The following is a 17,557-nucleotide window of genomic DNA, read 5'->3' as shown; positions in this document are numbered from 1 at the left end:
GAGGCCCGGCGGGATGTTCGTACGATACCCATCGTAGTACGGCGACTGTCAAACTACGAGGATCCTCGTACAATGGAGTCCGCCCGTACGACCCCTCCGGAGAAAGTGGAGCCGCCGCCATGACGACCCCCGCCAGCACCCGCCTCCTGGAGCACCCCGCGCGCGAGGAGATCCGCCTGGAGACGGTCCTGCACGCGCTCTCCGACGCCGTGCGGCTGCGGATCGTCCGCGAACTGGCCGCCGCGGAGACCGAGCTGAGCTGCTCGTACTTCGTCCTGCCGGTCACCAAGTCGACCACCACGCACCACTTCCGGGTGCTGCGCGAGGCCGGCGTCATCCGGCAGGGCTACCGCGGCACCGCCAAGCTCAACGGCCTGCGCCGCGACGCCCTCGACGCCCTCTTCCCCGGCCTCCTCGACACCGTCCTGGCGGCGGCCGAGGCCCAGTCCGCCCGCCAGGACCCGGCCGGAGCGCCCGAGGGCGCCGGACTCACAGCGACCGCATCCGGTTGATCTCGGCGGTCTGCTGGGCGATCACGTCGTTCGCCATCTCCTCCACCTGGATGTTGTTGCCCTGGCCGAGCACCTCGGCCGCCATCGTCACGGCGCCCTCGTGGTGGCGCACCATCAGCTCCAGGAACAGTGCGTCGAAGGCCGGGCCCTTCGCCGCCCGCAGCTCCGCCAGCTGGGCCTCGGTCGCCATGCCCGGCATCGTGTGATGGTCGTGGGCGCCCTGGTCGCGCGGCCCGCCGTGCGCCGTCAGCCACCCCTCCATCGCGCCGATCTCCGGCTCCTGCGCCGCCGCGATCCGCTCGGCCACCTTCGCGACCTGGGGTGATCCGGCGCGGCCCGGGGCCAGCGCGGTCATCGTCAGGGCCTGCCGGTGGTGCACCACCATCATCTGGACGTACCGGAAGTCCGCGCCGTTCGGCCGCTCGTCGGGGAGCAGGCTCGCCGCCTCCTCCGGTGAGATCCGCCGGGCCGGCTCGCCGGGCTTGCCCGGCGCCACGACCGCCGCGGCCGTGCCGGTCGGCTTCGGCTCCGGCGCGGCGGCACCGGAGTCCGACTCGCAGGCGCCCAGGGCGAGTACGGCCAGCGCGGAGAGGGTCGCGGCGAGTGCGGCGCGCCGGCGGTGGCGGTTCAGCAACGGTGCCTCCTAGGGGGTTTTGCGGACTCAGGGGCCGTTCCTAGCAGTTCTTTCCGGGGAGTCGCGCGGATTCCCTCATTACATCTGTGTTGCCATCTGTTGGGATGTGCACGCCAAGGAACATACTGCCGGGGTCCAGCACCGTTCAGCTTTGAACGGAAATCACGGAGGACGGAGTGACTTCGTTGCATACCCCGCAGAGTCCACGCTCCCGGATCAGACGCCTCGCCGCGGCCACCGCCGCGGCCGGCCTCCTGGCGGCGCTGCTCGTCGGCGGCACGGCCGCCGCCACCCCCGACCCCGGGGACGCCCCGGTCCAGGCGCCCGTCCCGGCCGCGCAGGCCGCCGAGGCGCGGTCGGCGATCGGGAGCGGTGCGATACCCGGCGTCGACGAGATCGTGAAGACCGACAACATCCAGCTCCTGGCGAACATCCCCAAGGACGCGCTCCAGGGCCTCAACACCGACCTCGCCTTCCAGGGCTCGTACGCCTTCGCGGGCAACTACGACGGCTTCCGGATCTTCGACATCAGCGACCCGAAGGCCCCGAAGAGCGTCGCCCAGGTGCTCTGCCCGGGTTCCCAGAACGACATCTCCGTCTCCGGGGACCTCCTCTTCCTCTCCACCGACTCCTCCCGCAGCGACGACTCCTGCGCCAGCACCACGCAGCCGGCGTCCGTCAAGGAGTCCTGGGAGGGCATGAAGATCTTCGACATCAGCGACGTCACGAACCCGAGGTACGTCGCCTCCGTCGAGACCGCCTGCGGCTCCCACACCCACACGATCCTGCCGCAGCGCAAGGACGTGTACGTGTACGTCTCCTCCTACTCGCCCAACGTGGCCTTCCCCGACTGCCGGCCGCCGCACGACGGCATCTCCGTCATCAAGGTGCCCCGCGCGGCGCCGGAGCAGGCCCGCGTCGTGAACTTCCCCGTCCTGTTCCCCGGTGAGGGCCCCGACGGCGGCGGCAACCCGGGCGGCCCGACCAACCCGGGCGTCTCCAAGACCACCGGCTGCCACGACATCACCGTGCTGCCCGGCAAGGACCTCGCCGCCGGCGCGTGCATGGGCGACGGCATCCTCTTCGACGTCTCCGACCCCGAGCACCCGCGGGTCCTCGACCAGGTCCAGGACAACGTCAACTTCGCCTTCTGGCACTCCGCCACCTTCAACCAGAAGGCGAACAAGGTCGTCTTCACCGACGAGCTCGGCGGCGGCAGCGGCGCCACCTGCAACGCGGCCGTCGGACCGAACCGCGGCGCCAACGGCGTCTACGACATCACGGGCAAGGGCAAGAACCGCCAGCTCGTCTTCCGCAGCTACTTCAAGATCCCGCGCCACCAGGCCGACACCGAGAACTGCGTCGCCCACAACGGCTCGCTGATCCCGGTCAAGGGCAAGGACCTCATGGTCCAGGGCTGGTACCAGGGCGGCGTCTCGGTCTGGGACTTCACCGACTCCGCGCACCCGAAGGAGATCGGCTACTTCGACCGCGGCCCGGTCTCCGACACGGCCCTCACCATCGGCGGCTCGTGGTCCGCGTACTACTACAACGGCCACGTCTACTCGAACGAGATCGCCCGGGGCCTCGACGTCCTGAAGATCTCCGACCGCCGCACCGACCCCGCGCAGCGGATCCGGATGGACGAGCTCAACGTCCAGACCCAGCCGGACTACTTCGAGGACTTCGGCGACCGGGACTGACCCGGGAGGCTCAGAGCGCGCCGTCGGGCGGACCACCGTCCGGCGGCGCGCCGCTCTCCCAGTCCAGGCCGTAGCGGTGGAACAGCTCCGCCCGCAGCCGGGGCATCGGCATCGGCGCCCCCGGCAGCAGCACCCCCACCACCGCGCCCATCAGCAGCGCCCGCAGCAGCGGATAGTCCCGGTCCACGTCCTCGGAGCCGTACCGCTCCACCGTGTCCCGCAGCAGGAAGGCGAGCCGCTGCTGCTCCTCGCAGCGCACGAAGCCCTCGGCCTGGAGGATGCCGGCCATGTGCGTGCGCATCAGCGTCGGGCGGTCCACCGCGAGCCCCAGGATCGCGTCGATCGCCCGGGCCAGCCGCTCCCGGCCGTCCTCGGTGCGCGGCGCGCGCTCCAGCGCCTCGGCGAGCGTGAGGTGCATCAGCCGGTGCACCGCGGACTGCAGCAACTGCCGCTTGCCGGGGAAGTAGTACGAGATCAGACCGCGTGCCACCCCGGCCTCCCGGGCGATGTCCCCGAGGGTGGTCGCCTCGTATCCGCGGCCCCCGACGAGCTCCACGGTGGCCGCCAGGATCCGCTCCCGGGAGCGTCGCCGAAGCTCTTCGTTGACCGATGGGCTACGCGGCGTCATGCTGGGCTCCTGCGTTGACTGGCTCGCGGCCAATATACTCAGCGTGGCTCGTCGTCCCGCCCCCGTGGCGCGACGGCGTGGAGGCCGCCTTTCCTGGGCGACACGGGGGATCGTCCAGGACGGGCGGCCTCGTCATGTCCCTTCCCCTCCATGGTCGCGCGGCTCGCGCGGCGGCGCGGGAAGCGGGCCCTCGCCGGGCCTCCGGCGGTACGCGAGGACGGCGACGGCCACGCAGCACCACCCCATCAGCCAGCCGGCCAGCACGTCCGAGGGCCAGTGCACGCCGAGGTGGATCCGGGTCCAGCCGACCCCGAGCACCGACACCACCGCGAGACCCGCCGCCGCGCCCCAGCCGTGCCACGGCTCCCGCCCGACCAGTGCGAACACCCACAGCAGCAGCCCGCAGACCACCGCCGCCGTCATCGCGTGGCCCGACGGGAAGGCGGCGAACGACGCCGAGTCCACCGGATCCCGCCACACCGGCCGCTCCCGGTCGACCAGCGCCTTCACCCCCTGCTGCACCCCGGCCGCGGCCAGCACGGTCCCGACCACCCACAGCGCGAGGCGCCGGTGTCCGTACCGCACGAGGAGGAGCGCCACGGCGAGGGCCAGCGCCCGCAGCGTCCACGGGTCCCACACCCAGTCGCTCAGTACCCGGTTGAAGCGGGTGAGGCCGGGATGGGCGAGGGCGTGGCGGTGCAGCGCCTCGTCGACCGAGCGGTCGAAGGCGAGCAGCGGGCTCCATTCGACCGCCACGAGCACGAGCAGGACCAGGGAGAGCCCTCCGGAGAGCATCGCGGAATAGCGCATTCCACGATCCTGCCGGACCGCCGGCCGTGACCCGCTCCACGCGGCACCGCCCCGCGGGTCGCGGGTCCGGGTCCCGGTCGGAGCACCTCCCGCCGTCACGGTGTCAGCCCAGGGCGGCCAGGCCGGGGAAGAGGGCGATGAGCACCGGGACCGCGGGCACCAGGGCCGCCGTCGCCGTCAGGCGCAGGCGGTGGGCGGCGGGGAGCCGGGGGGTGGCGGTGAGGAGGCGGTCGACGCGCTGGGGGAGGCCGGCCTCGGGGCCGGTGCCGGGCGGGGCGGCGAACACCCCCCGCTCCTCGTTCAGTTCCACCAGCGCGAGCGCGACGGTGAGCCGCCCGAAGCGGCGCGAGGCCACGTCGTCGGCGGCGAGTTCGACCAGCCGGTGCATCTCCTCGCGGAAGGCGATGAAGACCGGGATGCCGGGGAAGCCGGAGGCGAGCGCTCCGGAGCAGTGGAGCAGCCAGTCGTGCCGGGCCCGGGCGTGCCCCTGCTCGTGGGCGAGCAGCGCGTCGAGCCGGCGGCCCTTCAGGCGGCGCAGCGCGGCGGTGGTGATGACGAGCCGGGGCGTGGTGCCGTGCAGCCACCAGGCGTCGGGGCGCTCGCCCTCCAGGACGACGAGCCGCCCGCCGTCCGGCTCTTCGCCGGGCAGCTGCGGGGCGCGGACCAGTAGGTCGTCGCGGCGCTTGCGGCGGCGGGTGCGGGCGAGCCCGATCTCGCGCCCCAGCATGGCACCGCTCCACAGCCCGCCGGCCGCGAGGACCACGGCGAGCGCCGCCGACCAGGGGCCGCCGTCGGTGGAGAGTTCGTACGCGTCGAGGACCGCGCGCGGCGCGGGCGCGAAGACCTGGCCGCGCACGGCCTGCCAGGCGGCGGCCGCGCTGAAGGTCATCGAGAGCGCGAAGCTGACGAGGACCGTGGCCACCGCGCACTGCCACACCCAGAGCGCCACGACGGGTTCTCGCTCCGCCCAGTGGGCCCGGGCGAGCAGCCGGGGCGCGGTGAGCGCGGTCAGGACGCCGAGCAGGAGCAGCGCGAGGGAGACCCACATGGGCGTCAGCCTATGAGGGGGGTGCTCCCCGGGGGTATGGCCTCACCCGGCAAGTGACGTACGCCACGGTTTCGCCGGCCGGGCGCCCGAACGCCCGCGCGGGACAAGGGACTCAGAGCGTGCAGAGCATCGCCAGCGTGGCGAGCCCCATCGACAGCCGGCAGGCCAGGGTGAGTTCCGGCCGGGTCGCCCAGCCGGACCGCACGCCGCCCGTCGGTCTCCCCGCGCGCGCGTGGGGACCGGCCGGGACGAGCCGGGCGCCGGAGCGGAGCACGTACACCGCGTAGTAGAGGAGCAGTCCACCCGTGAGCAGGGGTATCCCCCCGGCCGCCGCCCCCGCGCCGTGCGCCGCGTGCACCCCCTGTGCGCCGGTCGCCGCCGACGGGGCCATCGTGAGCGCCATGTAGACCATGGCGAGGGAGCCCACCGCGTGGTGCAGCCGGTGCGCGTCCCGGCGGGCCGCGACGAGGTCGGCCACCGCCGCCGCGCCGAAGAGCGCCGCGTACACCGCCCAGCTCCAGGACGGCGGGGCGAGCACGGCGGGCGGCAGTGCCATCGCCGCCATCCCGAAGCCCATCACCGCCTCCGCGCGCGCCGAGCGGCGCTCCTCGCCCGCGCTGGCCCGGGTCCGCAGCGCGCAGTACGCCCCGACGGCCGCGCAGAGCGCGACGAGCAGCCATCCCGACAGGGCCGGTCCGTGCACGGCACACCCCCTCGACTCGTGCCCCGGGGAGGGACTGCCCGCCGCGGGGTGCGCGCACGCGGGCGCACGGGCGCGCACAGGCGTACGAAAGGGGGTGCGGCGGCGCGGGTTAGGCTCGGGACGACCGCGCACGCCGGTCACCGCGCCCGAGGGGAGCCCCGCACGATGGACACCGCCACGCCCGTTCCCGACACCGCCGCGAGCCTGGAGCCCGGCGCCCTCACCTTCCGGCAGGCGGTGCTCGACGACGTGCCCGTCGTGGTCCCGCTCGTCGAGTCGGCCTACCGGGGCGACGCGAGCCGGGCCGGGTGGACCACCGAGGCGGACCTCCTGGACGGGCAGCGGACCGACCCGGAGGGCGTGGCCGCCGTGATCGCCGCCCCCGGCAGCGTGCTGCTGCTCGTGGAGCGGGACGGCGACACCGTCGCCTGCTGCCAGCTGGAGCACCGCGGCGAGGCCGCCTACTTCGGCATGTTCGCGGTCCGGCCCGAGCTCCAGGGAGCCGGCCTCGGCAAGCGGATCATCGCGGAGGCCGAGCGGCGGGTGCGCGCGCTGTGGGACGCCCGCGAGATGCACATGACGGTAATCACCGCCCGGGAGGAGCTGATCGCCTGGTACGAGCGGCGCGGCTATCGGCGCACGGGCGAGACGAGCCCCTTCCCGTACGGCGACGAGCGCTTCGGTCTGCCCCGGCGCGACGACCTCCGCTTCGAGCTCCTGGTGAAGCCGCTGGTCTGATCCTTCCGCCGGAAGCATCCGTTCACCCCCCGGTCGACAGGAAAAAATGCGGTCGGAGGGGTGTCCCACGGGAGAATTTCTCTTGCTCCCCTTGCGGTCATGAGCCATGCGTGGATACGGTTCCTTTACGCAAGGTTCTCCTGTGGAGGAAGAGGCATGACGGAAATTCTTGTGCAGGACGTGATGGGCGAGGGGATAGCCACCGCCCGCGTCATCGACCACCCTGCCTGGCCGGAGCTCAAGAACGCCGTGGAGGAGATCCGCGTCTGGCAGCGTGCCGACGGATCGGTCGACTTCGAGGCCGAGGACGCGCCCGCGCGTTCCCTCGTCGAGCTGACCGTGGACCGCCTGGTGGCCGCCGTCGAGCAGCTCTCCCCGCTCGTGCCGCACGACGCCGAGTACCACCGCGCGCTCGTCGCCGACCTGCGCAAGTGGTCCGAGGGCGGCTTCGGCGTCCCGGACTTCCTGGACTCGCTGCTGTCCTTCCACCCGGCCGCCGGCCGCGCCGACGGGCTCCAGCACCTCGTGCTCTTCCCGATGTACACGCAGAACGGCAACCCGGACCGCAACTTCGAGGCCGTCGTCCTCCGCATGGTCTGGCCCGAGTGGCTCGCCGAGCTGGAGGCCACCCGCTACGACAACCCGGGCTACATCGGCATCAGCTTCGAGGACTTCACCGCCGGGTACGACACCAACTCGGCCGTCCTCTTCCCGGAGACCGTCGCCGTCCGCGAGGTCCCCGAGCGCTTCACCTGGGGCGGCATCTTCTGCGACCGCGAGGCCGCCCGCTTCCGCAAGGTCACCGAGGCCGCCGTCGACACCCTGGGCCTGAAGCTGCCCGCGGACATCGCCGCCATGCTCGACGACCAGAGCCGCTGCGAGCAGGCCTTCGCCCTCTGGGACCTGGTCCACGACCGTGCCCACAGCCGCGGCGACCTGCCCTTCGACCCCTTCATGATCAAGCAGCGCCAGCCGTTCTGGATGTACGGCCTGGAGGAGCTCCGCTGCGACCTCACCGCCTTCAAGGAGGCCGTGAAGCTGGAGGGCGAAGGCAACTCCCACGGGCGCGACGTGCAGTACGCCGTCCTCTTCGACCGGATGTTCCGCTTCCCGCTCACCGGCGACCGCAACCGCAACTACGACGGTCTGGGCGGCCAGCTCCTCTTCGCGTACCTCCACAAGAACGACGTGGTGCGCTGGACGGACAACGTCCTCACGATCGACTGGGACCGCGCCCCCGAGGTCACCAACCGCCTCTGCTCCGACATCGAGACCCTCTACCGCGACGGCATCGACCGTCCGAAGCTGGTCCACTGGATCAAGGCGTACGAGTTCGTCTCCGGCTACCTCGCCCCGCACCCGGGCTCCAAGTGGGCCAAGGGCCCCGACGCCCTGGACCTCACGCTCCCGCCGCGCAAGCTCGTCGACGACGTGCTTCCCGACGAGTTTCCGCTCAGCATGTTCTTCGAGGCCCTTTCCAAGAAGATGAAGGGCGTGATCGCCGACACCAAGGGGATCACCGCCGCGGACATGCCCGAGCGGGCCGCCGCGTGACCGACGGTACGGAGCACACGGAGGAGGCGTCCATGAACGCCAACGGAAACGGTGGACCTCTCGACGGGACGGTCATCGCCGTGGCCGGCGCGGCGGGACCCGCCGGCCGGGCGGCCCTGATCCGCCTCGCCGGCGCCGGCGCGACCGTGGTCGCCGCCGACGCCGACCCGGCCCGGCTCGCCGAGGCCGTCGAGGCGGCCCGCGAGGTGCACGGCGCCAAGGTCGTCGGCGACACCGTGGACCTCCTCGACCTCGGTGCCACGCGCACCTGGGCCGACAAGACGGAGAAGGAGTTCGGCCGTGTCGACGGGCTCGTCCACCTCGTGGGCGGCTGGCGCGGCAGCTCCTCCTTCACCGAGACCGACCTCGCGGACTGGGACTTCCTGGAGAAGCTCCTGATCCGCACGGTCCAGCACACCTCGCTCGCCTTCCACGACGCCCTGCTCCGCAGCGGCGGCAGCGGCCGCTACGCGCTGGTCAGCCAGGTCGGCGCCCACAAGCCGCAGGCCAACAACGCCGCGTACAACGCGGGCAAGGCCGCGGCCGAGGCCTGGACGCTCGCCATGGCGGACTCCTTCCGCAAGCTGGGGGGCGAGGACGGCCCCCAGGCGGCGGCTGCCATCCTGGTGATCAAGGCATTGGTGCACGACGCGATGCGCGCCGAACGCCCCAACGCGAAGTTCGCGGGCTTCACCGACGTCAAGGACCTGGCCGACGAGATCGCCGGCCTGTGGGACCGGCCCGCCCAGGAAGTGAATGGACAGCGCCTGTGGCTGACCCCCGCACCGTGACCGCCGCCCTCGGGCACCGGACCGACGCCCGTCGTCACCACGACCCGTCGGTCCGGGGCTTCGCGAGCGACAACTACGCCGGCGTCCACCCCGAGATCCTCGCCGCGATCGCCCTCGCCAACGACGGCCACCAGGTCGCCTACGGCGAGGACGAGTACACCGAGCACCTCCAGCGGATCGTGCACAGTCACTTCGGCCCGTTCGCGGAGGCCTTCCCGGTCTTCAACGGCACCGGGTCGAACGTGACCGCCCTCCAGGCGCTCACCGACCGCTGGGGCGCCGTGATCTGCGCCGAGACCGCCCACATCAACGTGGACGAGGGCGGCGCGCCGGAGCGTATGGGCGGCCTCAAGCTGCTCACCGTGCCCACCCCGGACGGCAAGCTCACCCCCGAGCTGATCGACCGGCAGGCCTGGGGCTGGGAGGACGAGCACCGGGCGATGCCCCAGGTCGTCTCGATCACCCAGAACACCGAGCTGGGCACCGTCTACACCGTGGACGAGGTCCGCGCCATCGTCGAGCACGCCCACTCCAAGGGCATGAAGGTGCACCTCGACGGCGCCCGGATAGCCAACGCGGCCGCCTCCCTGGACGTGCCGATGCGCGCCTTCACCAACGCGGTGGGCGTCGACGTCGTCTCGTACGGCGGCACGAAGAACGGCATGCTCTTCGGCGAGGCCGTGATCGTCCTCAACCCGGACGCGGTCAGCCACATGAAGCACCTGCGCAAGCTGTCCATGCAGCTCGCGTCCAAGATGCGCTTCCTGTCGGTGCAGCTGGAAGCGCTGCTCGCCAAGGACCTGTGGCTGCGCAACGCCCGGCAGGCGAACGCGATGGCCCGCCGCCTCGCGGACGGCGTGCGCGCCCTGGACGGCGTGGAGATCCTCTACCCGGTGCAGGCCAACGCGGTCTTCGCGCGCCTCCCGCACGAGGTCAGCCGACGGCTCCAGGAGCGGTTCCGCTTCTACTTCTGGGACGAGCAGGCCGGCGACGTGCGCTGGATGTGCTCCTTCGACACCACGGAGGACGACGTCGACGCCTTCCTCCAGGCGCTGAAGGAAGAGCTGGCCCGCCAGTAGAGCCTGAAATTGAATAGATATGCGGTCGAGTGGAAATTGATTGACTCTGCTCGACCGCATACCTATGCTCGCGGATCATGGAGCTGAAGCAGCAGCACGCCGATATCGCCGCGTATCTGGCCGTCGGTGAGGCCGTCGACCATGACCATCCGCTCGTCCGCGCCACGGCGGACCGCATCGCCGTCGACCGTGCCGACGCATACTCATACGCCAAGGCCGCCTTCGAGTTCGTCCGCGACGCCATCCCGCACTCCCAGGACTCCGGGGACACGCGCGTCACCTGGCGCGCCTCCGACGTCCTGGAGCAGGGCACCGGCATCTGCTACGCCAAGTCCGTCGCGTACGCCGCGCTCCTGCGGGCCCGGGGCATCCCCGCGGCCCTCTGCTACCAGCGCCTCGCCGAGGACGACGGCTCGAATCCGGTGATCCACGGACTGGCCGCCGTCCTGCTGCCCGGTGAGGAGCGGTGGGCCCGGCAGGACGTGCGCGGCAACGTCCCGCCCGGCGTGGACGCCCAGTTCTCGGTCGGGGAGGAGCGACTGGCCTGGGCCGTACGCCCGGACGTCGATGAAGTGGACTATCCGGTTCTCTACGCTGAACCGCATCCGGTCGTCCTCCGCGCGCTCCGGGCCGCGACCGACCGGCCCCACCTGTGGCGGACCCTCCCCACGGACCTGTGACCACGGACCTGTGGTCACGGGCCTGTGACCACAGGCGGGTGACCACGGGCCTGTGGCGACGCAGGCGCGGCGCTCCGGAAGACGGGCCCCGGGGCGCGGATCACCGTGCGCGACCCGGGTGGGGCACCTCAGGGACTACTTCCCGGCGGCCTTCAGCTGCTCCGGGGTCGGCGCCGTGCCGCCCAGGTGCGCGGGGATCCACCAGGTGTCCGTGGCGTCCTTCGGGCGCACCGGGTAGGCGCGCTGCGCGGCCTCCAGGAGCTCCTGGACGCGGTCGCGCAGCCGGCGCGTGATCGCACCCGCGAACTGGTCGGCGGGGGCCTCCATCGGCTCGCCGACCCGGATCGTCACCGGGATGTGCGCCCGCTTGAAGTTCCGCGGCCGGCCCTTCGTCCAGATCCGCTGCGTGCCCCACAGGGCCATGGGGATCAGCGGCACCCCGGCCTCCTGCGCGAGCCGGGCGGCGCCCGACTTGAAGCTCTTCAGCGTGAACGACTCCGAGATGGTCGCCTCGGGGAAGACGCCGACGATCTCGCCCGCCCGCAGCGACTCCAGGGCGTGCTTGTACGCGTGCTCGCCCTGGGAGCGGTCCACCGGGATGTGCTTCATCGCCCGCATCAGCGGCCCGGAGACCTTGTGGCGGAAGACGGACTCCTTCGCCATGAAGCGCACCAGACGCTTCTGCGGCAGCGCGGCCAGGCCGTCGAAGATGAAGTCCAGGTAGCTGATGTGGTTGCTGACGAGGACGGCACCCCCGGTCCGCGGGATGTGCTCCGAACCCTGTGTGTCGATCTTGAGGTCGAGCGCCTTGAACATGGTGAGCGCGGCGCCGACCACCGGTCGGTACACGAGTTCTGCCATGGGAGAGATACCCCTTCGTCCATGCCTGTGGGAGGGCTCTCCCGGCGAAGTTACGCGGCCGTAGGTTTTCGGCTTTGGGCAGATCGTGCCCCATGTGGGCCGCCGTGACCAGTCCAGGCGGCTTCGTACGGGGAGATTCTCGTCACTCGCGGTGGTCGTGGCGGGAATCGTTCGGCCCCGTGCGACGCTGCACGGGGAGAAGGACGCGGAAACGGCGGAGAAGGATGACGGGGGACCAGGGATGACGGTGGCGACGACGGGAAGGCTCGGGCCGGAACGGCTCGGCGGCGCGGAGCTGGGGGAGCGGGCGACCCTGGTCCAGTTCTCCAGCGCCTTCTGCCAGCCCTGCCGGGCGACCCGCCGGGTGCTCGACGAGGTGGCGGCCATGGTTCCGGGCGTGGCGCACGTGGAGATCGACGCCGAGGAGCACCTCGGCCTCGTCCGCGACCTCGGGGTGACCCGTACCCCCACCGTCCTCGTCCTCGACGCGGCCGGAGTGATCGTGCGCCGGGCCGCCGGGCAGCCCCGCAAGGCGGACGTCATCGCCGCCCTCGGTCACGCGCTGTGAGCGCGCCGGGCCGCCGGCCCTCCCCGGGGCCGACCGGGCCCCGGCTTCTGACGCGGTGACACATCTCCCACATCGCGGTACGCACTTGACCTGGGCCGTCACTCGTCGTCACCCTGACGGAGTGACCGGTGACCTCCTTCTCTACGGCCGGGCCGACGTGGACCTGGGCCGCCACGCGAGCGCGCGCTGTCCGGGCCTCTGACGCCCCCGGACCCCTCCGCACGCCGCCCCGCACGAAGGACGACTCCATGACGGTCTCGCCCGAGCTCCGCGCCGTTCCCGCGATCGGCGCTCCCCGCTCCGCCTCACCCGACCTGCTGCGCTCCGTCTTCCGGCGGCACGCCGCCGGCGTCGCCGTGATCACCGCGCACGGCGAGCGCCCCGTCGGCTTCACCGCCACCTCGCTCAACTCCGTCGCCGCCGACCCGCCGCTGATCTCCTTCGGCGTGGGCACCGGCTCCTCCAGCTGGCCCGTGCTCGCCGAGGCGGAGCACATCGGGGTGCACATCCTCGGGGAGCACCAGGAGCAGCTGGCGACCACCTTCGCGCGCAGCGGCGCCGACCGGTTCGCCGCGCCGACGCGCTGGAGCCGGGGGCCCGAGGGCGTGCCCGTGCTCGACGGCGTACAGGCCTGGCTGGTCTGCCGGGTGGTGGCCCGGGTGCCCGCCGGCGACCACCGGATCGTCATAGCCGAGGCCGTCGCGGGTGATCCCGGTGGCGACGGCCGTCCGCTCCTGTACCACCAGGGGCGCTTCAACGCGCTGCGCGACTGAGAGTTCCCGCGCCGACCGCGTCGCGCGCGTTGGGCAGATCACAGTGCTGAGCGCTTGCTTACTGGTCACGAACTGGGTGTACTGACGAGTAATATCTGGTCGAGGCGTCCGGCGCCCCGGCCGGAAACCCGCCCTTCAGGCGCCTATGCTGCGAGCAACAAGGCAGCCCAGTTATGACGATGCAGTAGGAGAGCCGGCGTGAGCTTGAGGATCGTTGTCTGTGTGAAGTACGTGCCGGACGCCACTGGCGACCGGAAGTTCGCCGACGACCTGACGGTCGACCGCGAGGACGTCGACGGTCTCCTGTCGGAGCTCGACGAGTACGCGGTCGAGCAGGCGCTGCAGATCGCCGAGGAGGCGGACGACGCCGAGGTGACCGTCCTCACCGTCGGCCCCGAGGACGCGCGCGACGCGCTCCGCAAGGCGCTGTCGATGGGCGCCGACAAGGCCGTCCACGTCGACGACGAGTCCATCCACGGCTCCGACGTCATGGCCACCTCGCTGGTGCTCGCCAAGGCGATCGAGAAGACCGGCTACGACCTGGTCATCGCCGGCATGGCCTCCACCGACGGCACCATGGGTGTCCTCCCGGCGATCCTGGCCGAGCGCCTGGGCGTCCCGCAGGTCACCCTGCTCTCCGAGGTCAAGGTCGAGGACGGCAAGGTCACCGGCCGTCGTGACGGCGACACCGCCTCCGAGCAGCTGGAGGCCTCCCTCCCGGCCGTCGTCTCCGTGACGGACCAGTCGGGCGAGGCGCGCTACCCGTCCTTCAAGGGCATCATGGCCGCCAAGAAGAAGCCGGTCGAGGAGCTGGAGCTCGACGACCTGGACATCGACGAGGACGAGGTCGGCCTGGAGGGCTCCTGGACCGCCGTCGACTCCGCCGACGAGCGTCCGGCGCGCACCGCGGGCACGATCGTCAAGGACGAGGGCGAGGGCGGCAAGCAGCTCGCCGAGTACCTCGCGAGCCAGAAGTTCATCTAAGGCTCCCGCGAGCCGCGCTGTCCCCTCAGGCCGTCCCCTTTTCGTTCGCAGGAGATTGAAGTCCCATGGCTGAGATTCTCGTCTACGTCGACCACGTCGACGGAGCCGTCCGCAAGCCCACCCTGGAGCTGCTGACCCTCGCCCGCCGCATCGGCGAGCCGGTCGCCGTCGCCCTCGGCAACGGCGCCGCCGAGACCGCCGCCGTCCTCGGCGAGCACGGTGCCGTCCGCGTCCTGACCGCCGACGCCCCCGAGTTCTCCGAGTACCTCGTCGTCCCCAAGGTCGAGGCCCTCCAGGCCGCGTACGACGCCGTCTCCCCGGCCGCCGTGCTCGTCCCGTCCTCCGCCGAGAACAAGGAGATCGCGGCCCGCCTCGCGGTCCGCATCGGCTCCGGCATCATCACCGACGCCGTGGACCTGGAGGCCGGTGACGAGGGCCCGGTCGCTACGCAGTCCGCGTTCGCCGCCTCCTTCACCACCAAGTCCCGCGTCTCCAAGGGCACCCCGGTCATCACCGTCAAGCCGAACTCGGCCCCGGTCGAGGCCGCCCCGGCCGCCGGCGCCGTCGAGGCCCTGGCCGTCTCCTTCTCGGAGAAGGCCCACGGCACCAAGGTCACCGCCCGCACCGCGCGCGAGTCGACCGGCCGCCCGGAGCTGACCGAGGCCGCGATCGTGGTCTCCGGCGGCCGTGGCGTCAACGGCGCCGAGAACTTCGCGGTCATCGAGGCCCTCGCCGACTCGCTCGGCGCGGCCGTCGGCGCCTCCCGCGCCGCCGTCGACGCCGGCTGGTACCCGCACTCCAACCAGGTCGGCCAGACCGGCAAGTCGGTCTCCCCGCAGCTGTACATCGCGGCGGGCATCTCCGGCGCGATCCAGCACCGCGCCGGCATGCAGACCTCGAAGACCATCGTCGCCATCAACAAGGACGCCGAGGCTCCGATCTTCGACCTCGTCGACTACGGCGTGGTGGGCGACCTCTTCGACGTCGTCCCGGTCCTGACCCAGGAGGTCCAGGCCCGCAAGGGCTGACCACCAGCGCTTCCGCAGGTCCAGGGGGCCGCACGGCGAGTTTCGCCGTGCGGCCCCCGGCCGTTTCGGACAACCATTGACGCAGGTCCGACGGCCTACTAACTTCGCTATACGGATTGTTGATTCCGTGAAGCGGAAAACAGGAGGGATCAGGGATGGGTCAGCAGGAGAAGGTGTCGACGAGCCTCGCGGGCGCGGTCAGCGAGGGCATCAGCGCCTCCCTCGCCGCGGTGGACGCCGAGCTCGACCGCCGCTACCCGGGCGACCCCGGCACCCGCCAGCCCGTCCACACCGTCTACGTCCCCGGCAACGTCTTCGACGCCGGCACCATCCGCTCCTGGGGCGACCAGGCCCTCGCCGCGCTCGACGAGCACGCCCCCGACGCCGCCTCCTTCGCCGCCGTCCTCGGGCTCTCCGACGCGCTCGCGGAGGACGTGTACACCCGCGTCCGCGCCAAGCTGGAGCGCGAGCCCATCGAGGACCTCCGCGTCGACTTCGAGGACGGCTACGCCGGCGCGGACGAGGACCAGGACGCGGCCCGCGCCGCGCGCCTGATCAACGAGGCGTACGCGAAGGGCACCGCCGCCCCGTACATGGGCATCCGGATGAAGTGCATGGAGGCCGCCGTCCGCGACCGCGGCATCCGCACCACCGACGTCTTCCTCACCGGCCTCCTGGAGAGCGGCGGCCTGCCCGACGGCCTCGTCCTCACCCTCCCGAAGGTCACCTACCCCGAGCAGGTCACCGCCTTCGTCCGCCTCCTGGAGGCCTTCGAGAAGGCCCACGGCCTCGACGCCGGCCGCCTCGGCTTCGAGATCCAGATCGAGACCAGCCAGTCCATCCTCGCCGCCGACGGCACCGCCGCCGTCGCCCGCATGATCGACGCCGCCGAGGGCCGCGCCACCGGCCTCCACTACGGCACCTTCGACTACAGCGCCTGCCTCGGCGTCTCCGCCGCCTACCAGGCCAGCGACCACCCGGCCGCCGACCACGCCAAGGCGATCATGCAGGTCGCCGCCGCCGGCACCGGCGTACGCGTCTCCGACGGCTCCACCAACGTCCTCCCGGTCGGCTCCACCGCCCACGTCCACGAGGCGTGGAAGCTGCACTACGGCCTCACCCGCCGCGCCCTGGCCCGCGCCTACTACCAGGGCTGGGACATGCACCCGGGCCACATCCCCACCCGCTACGCCGCCGTCTTCGCCTTCTACCGCGAAGGCTTCGAGACCGCCGCCAAGCGCCTTTCCGCCTACGCCAACCACGCCGGCGGCGACGTCATGGACGAGCCCGCCACCGCCAAGGCGCTCTCCTCCTACCTGCTGCGCGGCCTCCAGTGCGGCGCCCTCGACACCGCCGAGGTCGACGCCCTCACCGGCATGACCCGCGCCGACGTGGAGCGCTTCGCCGCCCCGCGCCGCGGCGACCTCACGGCCAGCGCCGAGCGCTGACCCCGCTCAGCCGGACGCCGGCGGCGGGACCTCGCCCGAGCCCCGGGCGAGGAGCCGCGTCCCGATGACGACCCGGCGGGGCGGCTCCGCGGCCCCGTCGAGCCGCCGGAAGAGCAGCTCGGCCGCCGTCCGGCCGAGCGCGGCCGGATCCTGGGCGATCACCGTGACGCCCAGGACGTCGCCGAGCTCGACGTCGTCGAAGCCGACGAGCGCCACCGGGTGCGCACCGGCGGCCCGCCCGGCCAGCACGCGCACGGCGGTGACGGTGACCCGGTTGTTGCCCGCGAAGAGCGCCGTCACCGGCTCGGGGCCGGACAGCATCCCGGCGAGCGCCGCCGCCACCCGCTCCGGATCCGTGGATCCCGGCGCCACCCACCGCTCGTCGACCGGCAGCCCCGCGTCCTCCATCGCCGCCCGGTAGCCGCGCAGCCGCTCCGCCGCCGTGTGGATCCGCGGCCGGTCGCCGACGAAGCCGATCCGCCGGTGGCCGTGGGCGATCAGATGCGCCACGCCCTCCCGTGCCCCGCCGAAGCCGTCCGACAGGACGGCGTCCGCGTCGATGAGCCCGGCCGGGCGGTCGGCGAAGACCGTGGCCACGCCCGCCCGCATCTCCGGCTCCAGATACCGGTGGTCGTCTCCGGCCGGGATCACGATCAGGCCGTCCACCCGGCGCGCGCAGAGCGTCAGCGCCAGCTCCTGCTCGCGCCCGGGGTCGGCCGCGCTGGAGCCGTTGATCAGCAGCGTGCCGTGGGCCCGCGCCACCTCCTCCACGGCGCGGCTGAGCTGCCCGTAGAACGGGTCGGCGAGATCCTCCAGGACCAGGCCGACGGTCGCCGTCCGCCCCTTCCGCAGCACCCGTGCGCTGTCGTTGCGGCGGAATCCGAGCGCGTCGATGGCCTCGCGGACCCGCCCCTCGGTCTCCGGGGTGACCCCCGGCTCGCCGTTCACGACCCGGGAGACCGTCTTCAGGCCGACGCCCGCCCGGGCGGCGACGTCCTTCATGGTGGGCCGGTTG

Annotated in this window: 19 protein-coding genes; 12 read left to right on the top strand and 7 right to left on the bottom strand. The window is 72.5% G+C overall.

Annotation, left to right across the window (positions count from 1 at the left end):
* The first annotated feature begins 119 nt into the window (after positions 1-119).
* On the top strand, positions 120-512 hold the full coding sequence (locus AB0E19_RS34380) for a helix-turn-helix domain-containing protein (protein WP_362187635.1): 393 nt from the start codon (positions 120-122) through the stop codon (positions 510-512).
* Here the strand turns inward: AB0E19_RS34380 and AB0E19_RS34375 are convergent.
* The gene (locus AB0E19_RS34375; protein ID WP_362187632.1) at positions 490-1,146 is read right to left on the bottom strand and encodes a DUF305 domain-containing protein; all 657 of its coding nucleotides are present in this window, start codon (positions 1,144-1,146) and stop codon (positions 490-492) included. The two genes, AB0E19_RS34380 and AB0E19_RS34375, sit on opposite strands and share 23 nt — an antisense overlap.
* Before the next feature lie 176 nt (positions 1,147-1,322).
* Between AB0E19_RS34375 and AB0E19_RS34370 the strand changes: the two genes are divergently transcribed.
* Positions 1,323-2,849 carry a hypothetical protein gene (locus AB0E19_RS34370; RefSeq protein ID WP_362187629.1) on the top strand — a complete coding sequence of 509 codons (1,527 nt, stop codon included), beginning with the start codon at positions 1,323-1,325 and terminating at the stop codon, positions 2,847-2,849.
* 10 nt (positions 2,850-2,859) lie between these two features.
* On the opposite strand, the gene AB0E19_RS34365 is transcribed toward AB0E19_RS34370, so the two are convergent.
* The 4 genes from AB0E19_RS34365 to AB0E19_RS34350 all read right to left on the bottom strand — a co-directional run bounded on the left by AB0E19_RS34365 (position 2,860) and on the right by AB0E19_RS34350 (position 6,038).
* Positions 2,860-3,477, bottom strand: coding sequence for a helix-turn-helix domain-containing protein (locus tag AB0E19_RS34365; RefSeq protein ID WP_362187626.1), 618 nt, complete (start codon positions 3,475-3,477; stop codon positions 2,860-2,862).
* Between the two features lie 132 nt (positions 3,478-3,609).
* A complete protein-coding gene (locus tag AB0E19_RS34360; RefSeq protein WP_362187623.1) occupies positions 3,610-4,287 on the bottom strand; it encodes a phosphatase PAP2 family protein in 678 nt (225 codons plus the stop codon).
* A gap of 103 nt (positions 4,288-4,390) precedes the next feature.
* Positions 4,391-5,335, bottom strand: coding sequence for a M56 family metallopeptidase (locus AB0E19_RS34355; RefSeq protein ID WP_362187619.1), 945 nt, complete (start codon positions 5,333-5,335; stop codon positions 4,391-4,393).
* Between the two features lie 112 nt (positions 5,336-5,447).
* Complete coding sequence (locus tag AB0E19_RS34350; protein WP_362187616.1) at positions 5,448-6,038, bottom strand: DUF5134 domain-containing protein; 591 nt, start codon at positions 6,036-6,038, stop codon at positions 5,448-5,450.
* A 165-nt stretch (positions 6,039-6,203) separates the two neighbouring features.
* Here AB0E19_RS34350 and AB0E19_RS34345 point away from each other — a divergent pair, with 165 nt between their 5' ends.
* The 5 genes from AB0E19_RS34345 (at position 6,204) to AB0E19_RS34325 (ending at position 10,880) form a co-directional block, all read left to right on the top strand.
* On the top strand, positions 6,204-6,776 hold the full coding sequence (locus AB0E19_RS34345; protein ID WP_362187613.1) for a GNAT family N-acetyltransferase: 573 nt from the start codon (positions 6,204-6,206) through the stop codon (positions 6,774-6,776).
* A 156-nt stretch (positions 6,777-6,932) separates the two neighbouring features.
* Positions 6,933-8,330, top strand: a complete 1,398-nt coding sequence (locus AB0E19_RS34340; RefSeq protein WP_362187610.1) for a DUF6421 family protein — start codon at positions 6,933-6,935, stop codon at positions 8,328-8,330.
* A gap of 32 nt (positions 8,331-8,362) precedes the next feature.
* On the top strand, positions 8,363-9,121 hold the full coding sequence (locus tag AB0E19_RS34335; RefSeq protein ID WP_362187607.1) for an SDR family NAD(P)-dependent oxidoreductase: 759 nt from the start codon (positions 8,363-8,365) through the stop codon (positions 9,119-9,121).
* Positions 9,118-10,200, top strand: a complete 1,083-nt coding sequence (locus tag AB0E19_RS34330; RefSeq protein WP_362187705.1) for a low specificity L-threonine aldolase — start codon at positions 9,118-9,120, stop codon at positions 10,198-10,200. Before AB0E19_RS34335 ends, AB0E19_RS34330 begins: the two co-directional genes overlap by 4 nt.
* Positions 10,201-10,277: 77 nt before the next feature.
* On the top strand, positions 10,278-10,880 hold the full coding sequence (locus AB0E19_RS34325) for a transglutaminase family protein (protein ID WP_362187604.1): 603 nt from the start codon (positions 10,278-10,280) through the stop codon (positions 10,878-10,880).
* Positions 10,881-11,015: 135 nt separating this feature from the next.
* On the opposite strand, the gene AB0E19_RS34320 is transcribed toward AB0E19_RS34325, so the two are convergent.
* Positions 11,016-11,741 carry a lysophospholipid acyltransferase family protein gene (locus tag AB0E19_RS34320; RefSeq protein ID WP_360610421.1) on the bottom strand — a complete coding sequence of 242 codons (726 nt, stop codon included), beginning with the start codon at positions 11,739-11,741 and terminating at the stop codon, positions 11,016-11,018.
* Positions 11,742-11,982: 241 nt separating this feature from the next.
* Between AB0E19_RS34320 and AB0E19_RS34315 the strand changes: the two genes are divergently transcribed.
* The 5 genes from AB0E19_RS34315 (at position 11,983) to AB0E19_RS34295 (ending at position 16,542) form a co-directional block, all read left to right on the top strand.
* Positions 11,983-12,309, top strand: a complete 327-nt coding sequence (locus AB0E19_RS34315) for a thioredoxin family protein (protein ID WP_362187600.1) — start codon at positions 11,983-11,985, stop codon at positions 12,307-12,309.
* A gap of 248 nt (positions 12,310-12,557) precedes the next feature.
* Positions 12,558-13,082, top strand: a complete 525-nt coding sequence (locus AB0E19_RS34310; protein ID WP_362187597.1) for a flavin reductase family protein — start codon at positions 12,558-12,560, stop codon at positions 13,080-13,082.
* 198 nt (positions 13,083-13,280) lie between these two features.
* Positions 13,281-14,066 carry an electron transfer flavoprotein subunit beta/FixA family protein gene (locus AB0E19_RS34305; RefSeq protein ID WP_282692304.1) on the top strand — a complete coding sequence of 262 codons (786 nt, stop codon included), beginning with the start codon at positions 13,281-13,283 and terminating at the stop codon, positions 14,064-14,066.
* A 65-nt stretch (positions 14,067-14,131) separates the two neighbouring features.
* Positions 14,132-15,094 (top strand): electron transfer flavoprotein subunit alpha/FixB family protein, encoded by a 963-nt coding sequence (locus AB0E19_RS34300; protein ID WP_362187592.1) that lies wholly within the window; start codon positions 14,132-14,134, stop codon positions 15,092-15,094.
* Positions 15,095-15,249: 155 nt separating this feature from the next.
* Positions 15,250-16,542: an aldolase/citrate lyase family protein gene (locus AB0E19_RS34295; protein WP_362187589.1), complete on the top strand. Its 1,293-nt coding sequence runs from the start codon at positions 15,250-15,252 to the stop codon at positions 16,540-16,542.
* A gap of 6 nt (positions 16,543-16,548) precedes the next feature.
* Here the strand turns inward: AB0E19_RS34295 and AB0E19_RS34290 are convergent.
* Positions 16,549-17,557 (bottom strand): LacI family DNA-binding transcriptional regulator (locus AB0E19_RS34290; RefSeq protein ID WP_362187585.1); only part of this gene is annotated, 1,009 nt, incomplete at its 5' end.

Source organism: Streptomyces sp. NPDC047974 (assembly GCF_040653375.1).
Taxonomy (GTDB): Bacteria; Actinomycetota; Actinomycetes; order Streptomycetales; family Streptomycetaceae; genus Streptomyces.
This window is presented reverse-complemented; position numbering and strand designations above follow the sequence as displayed.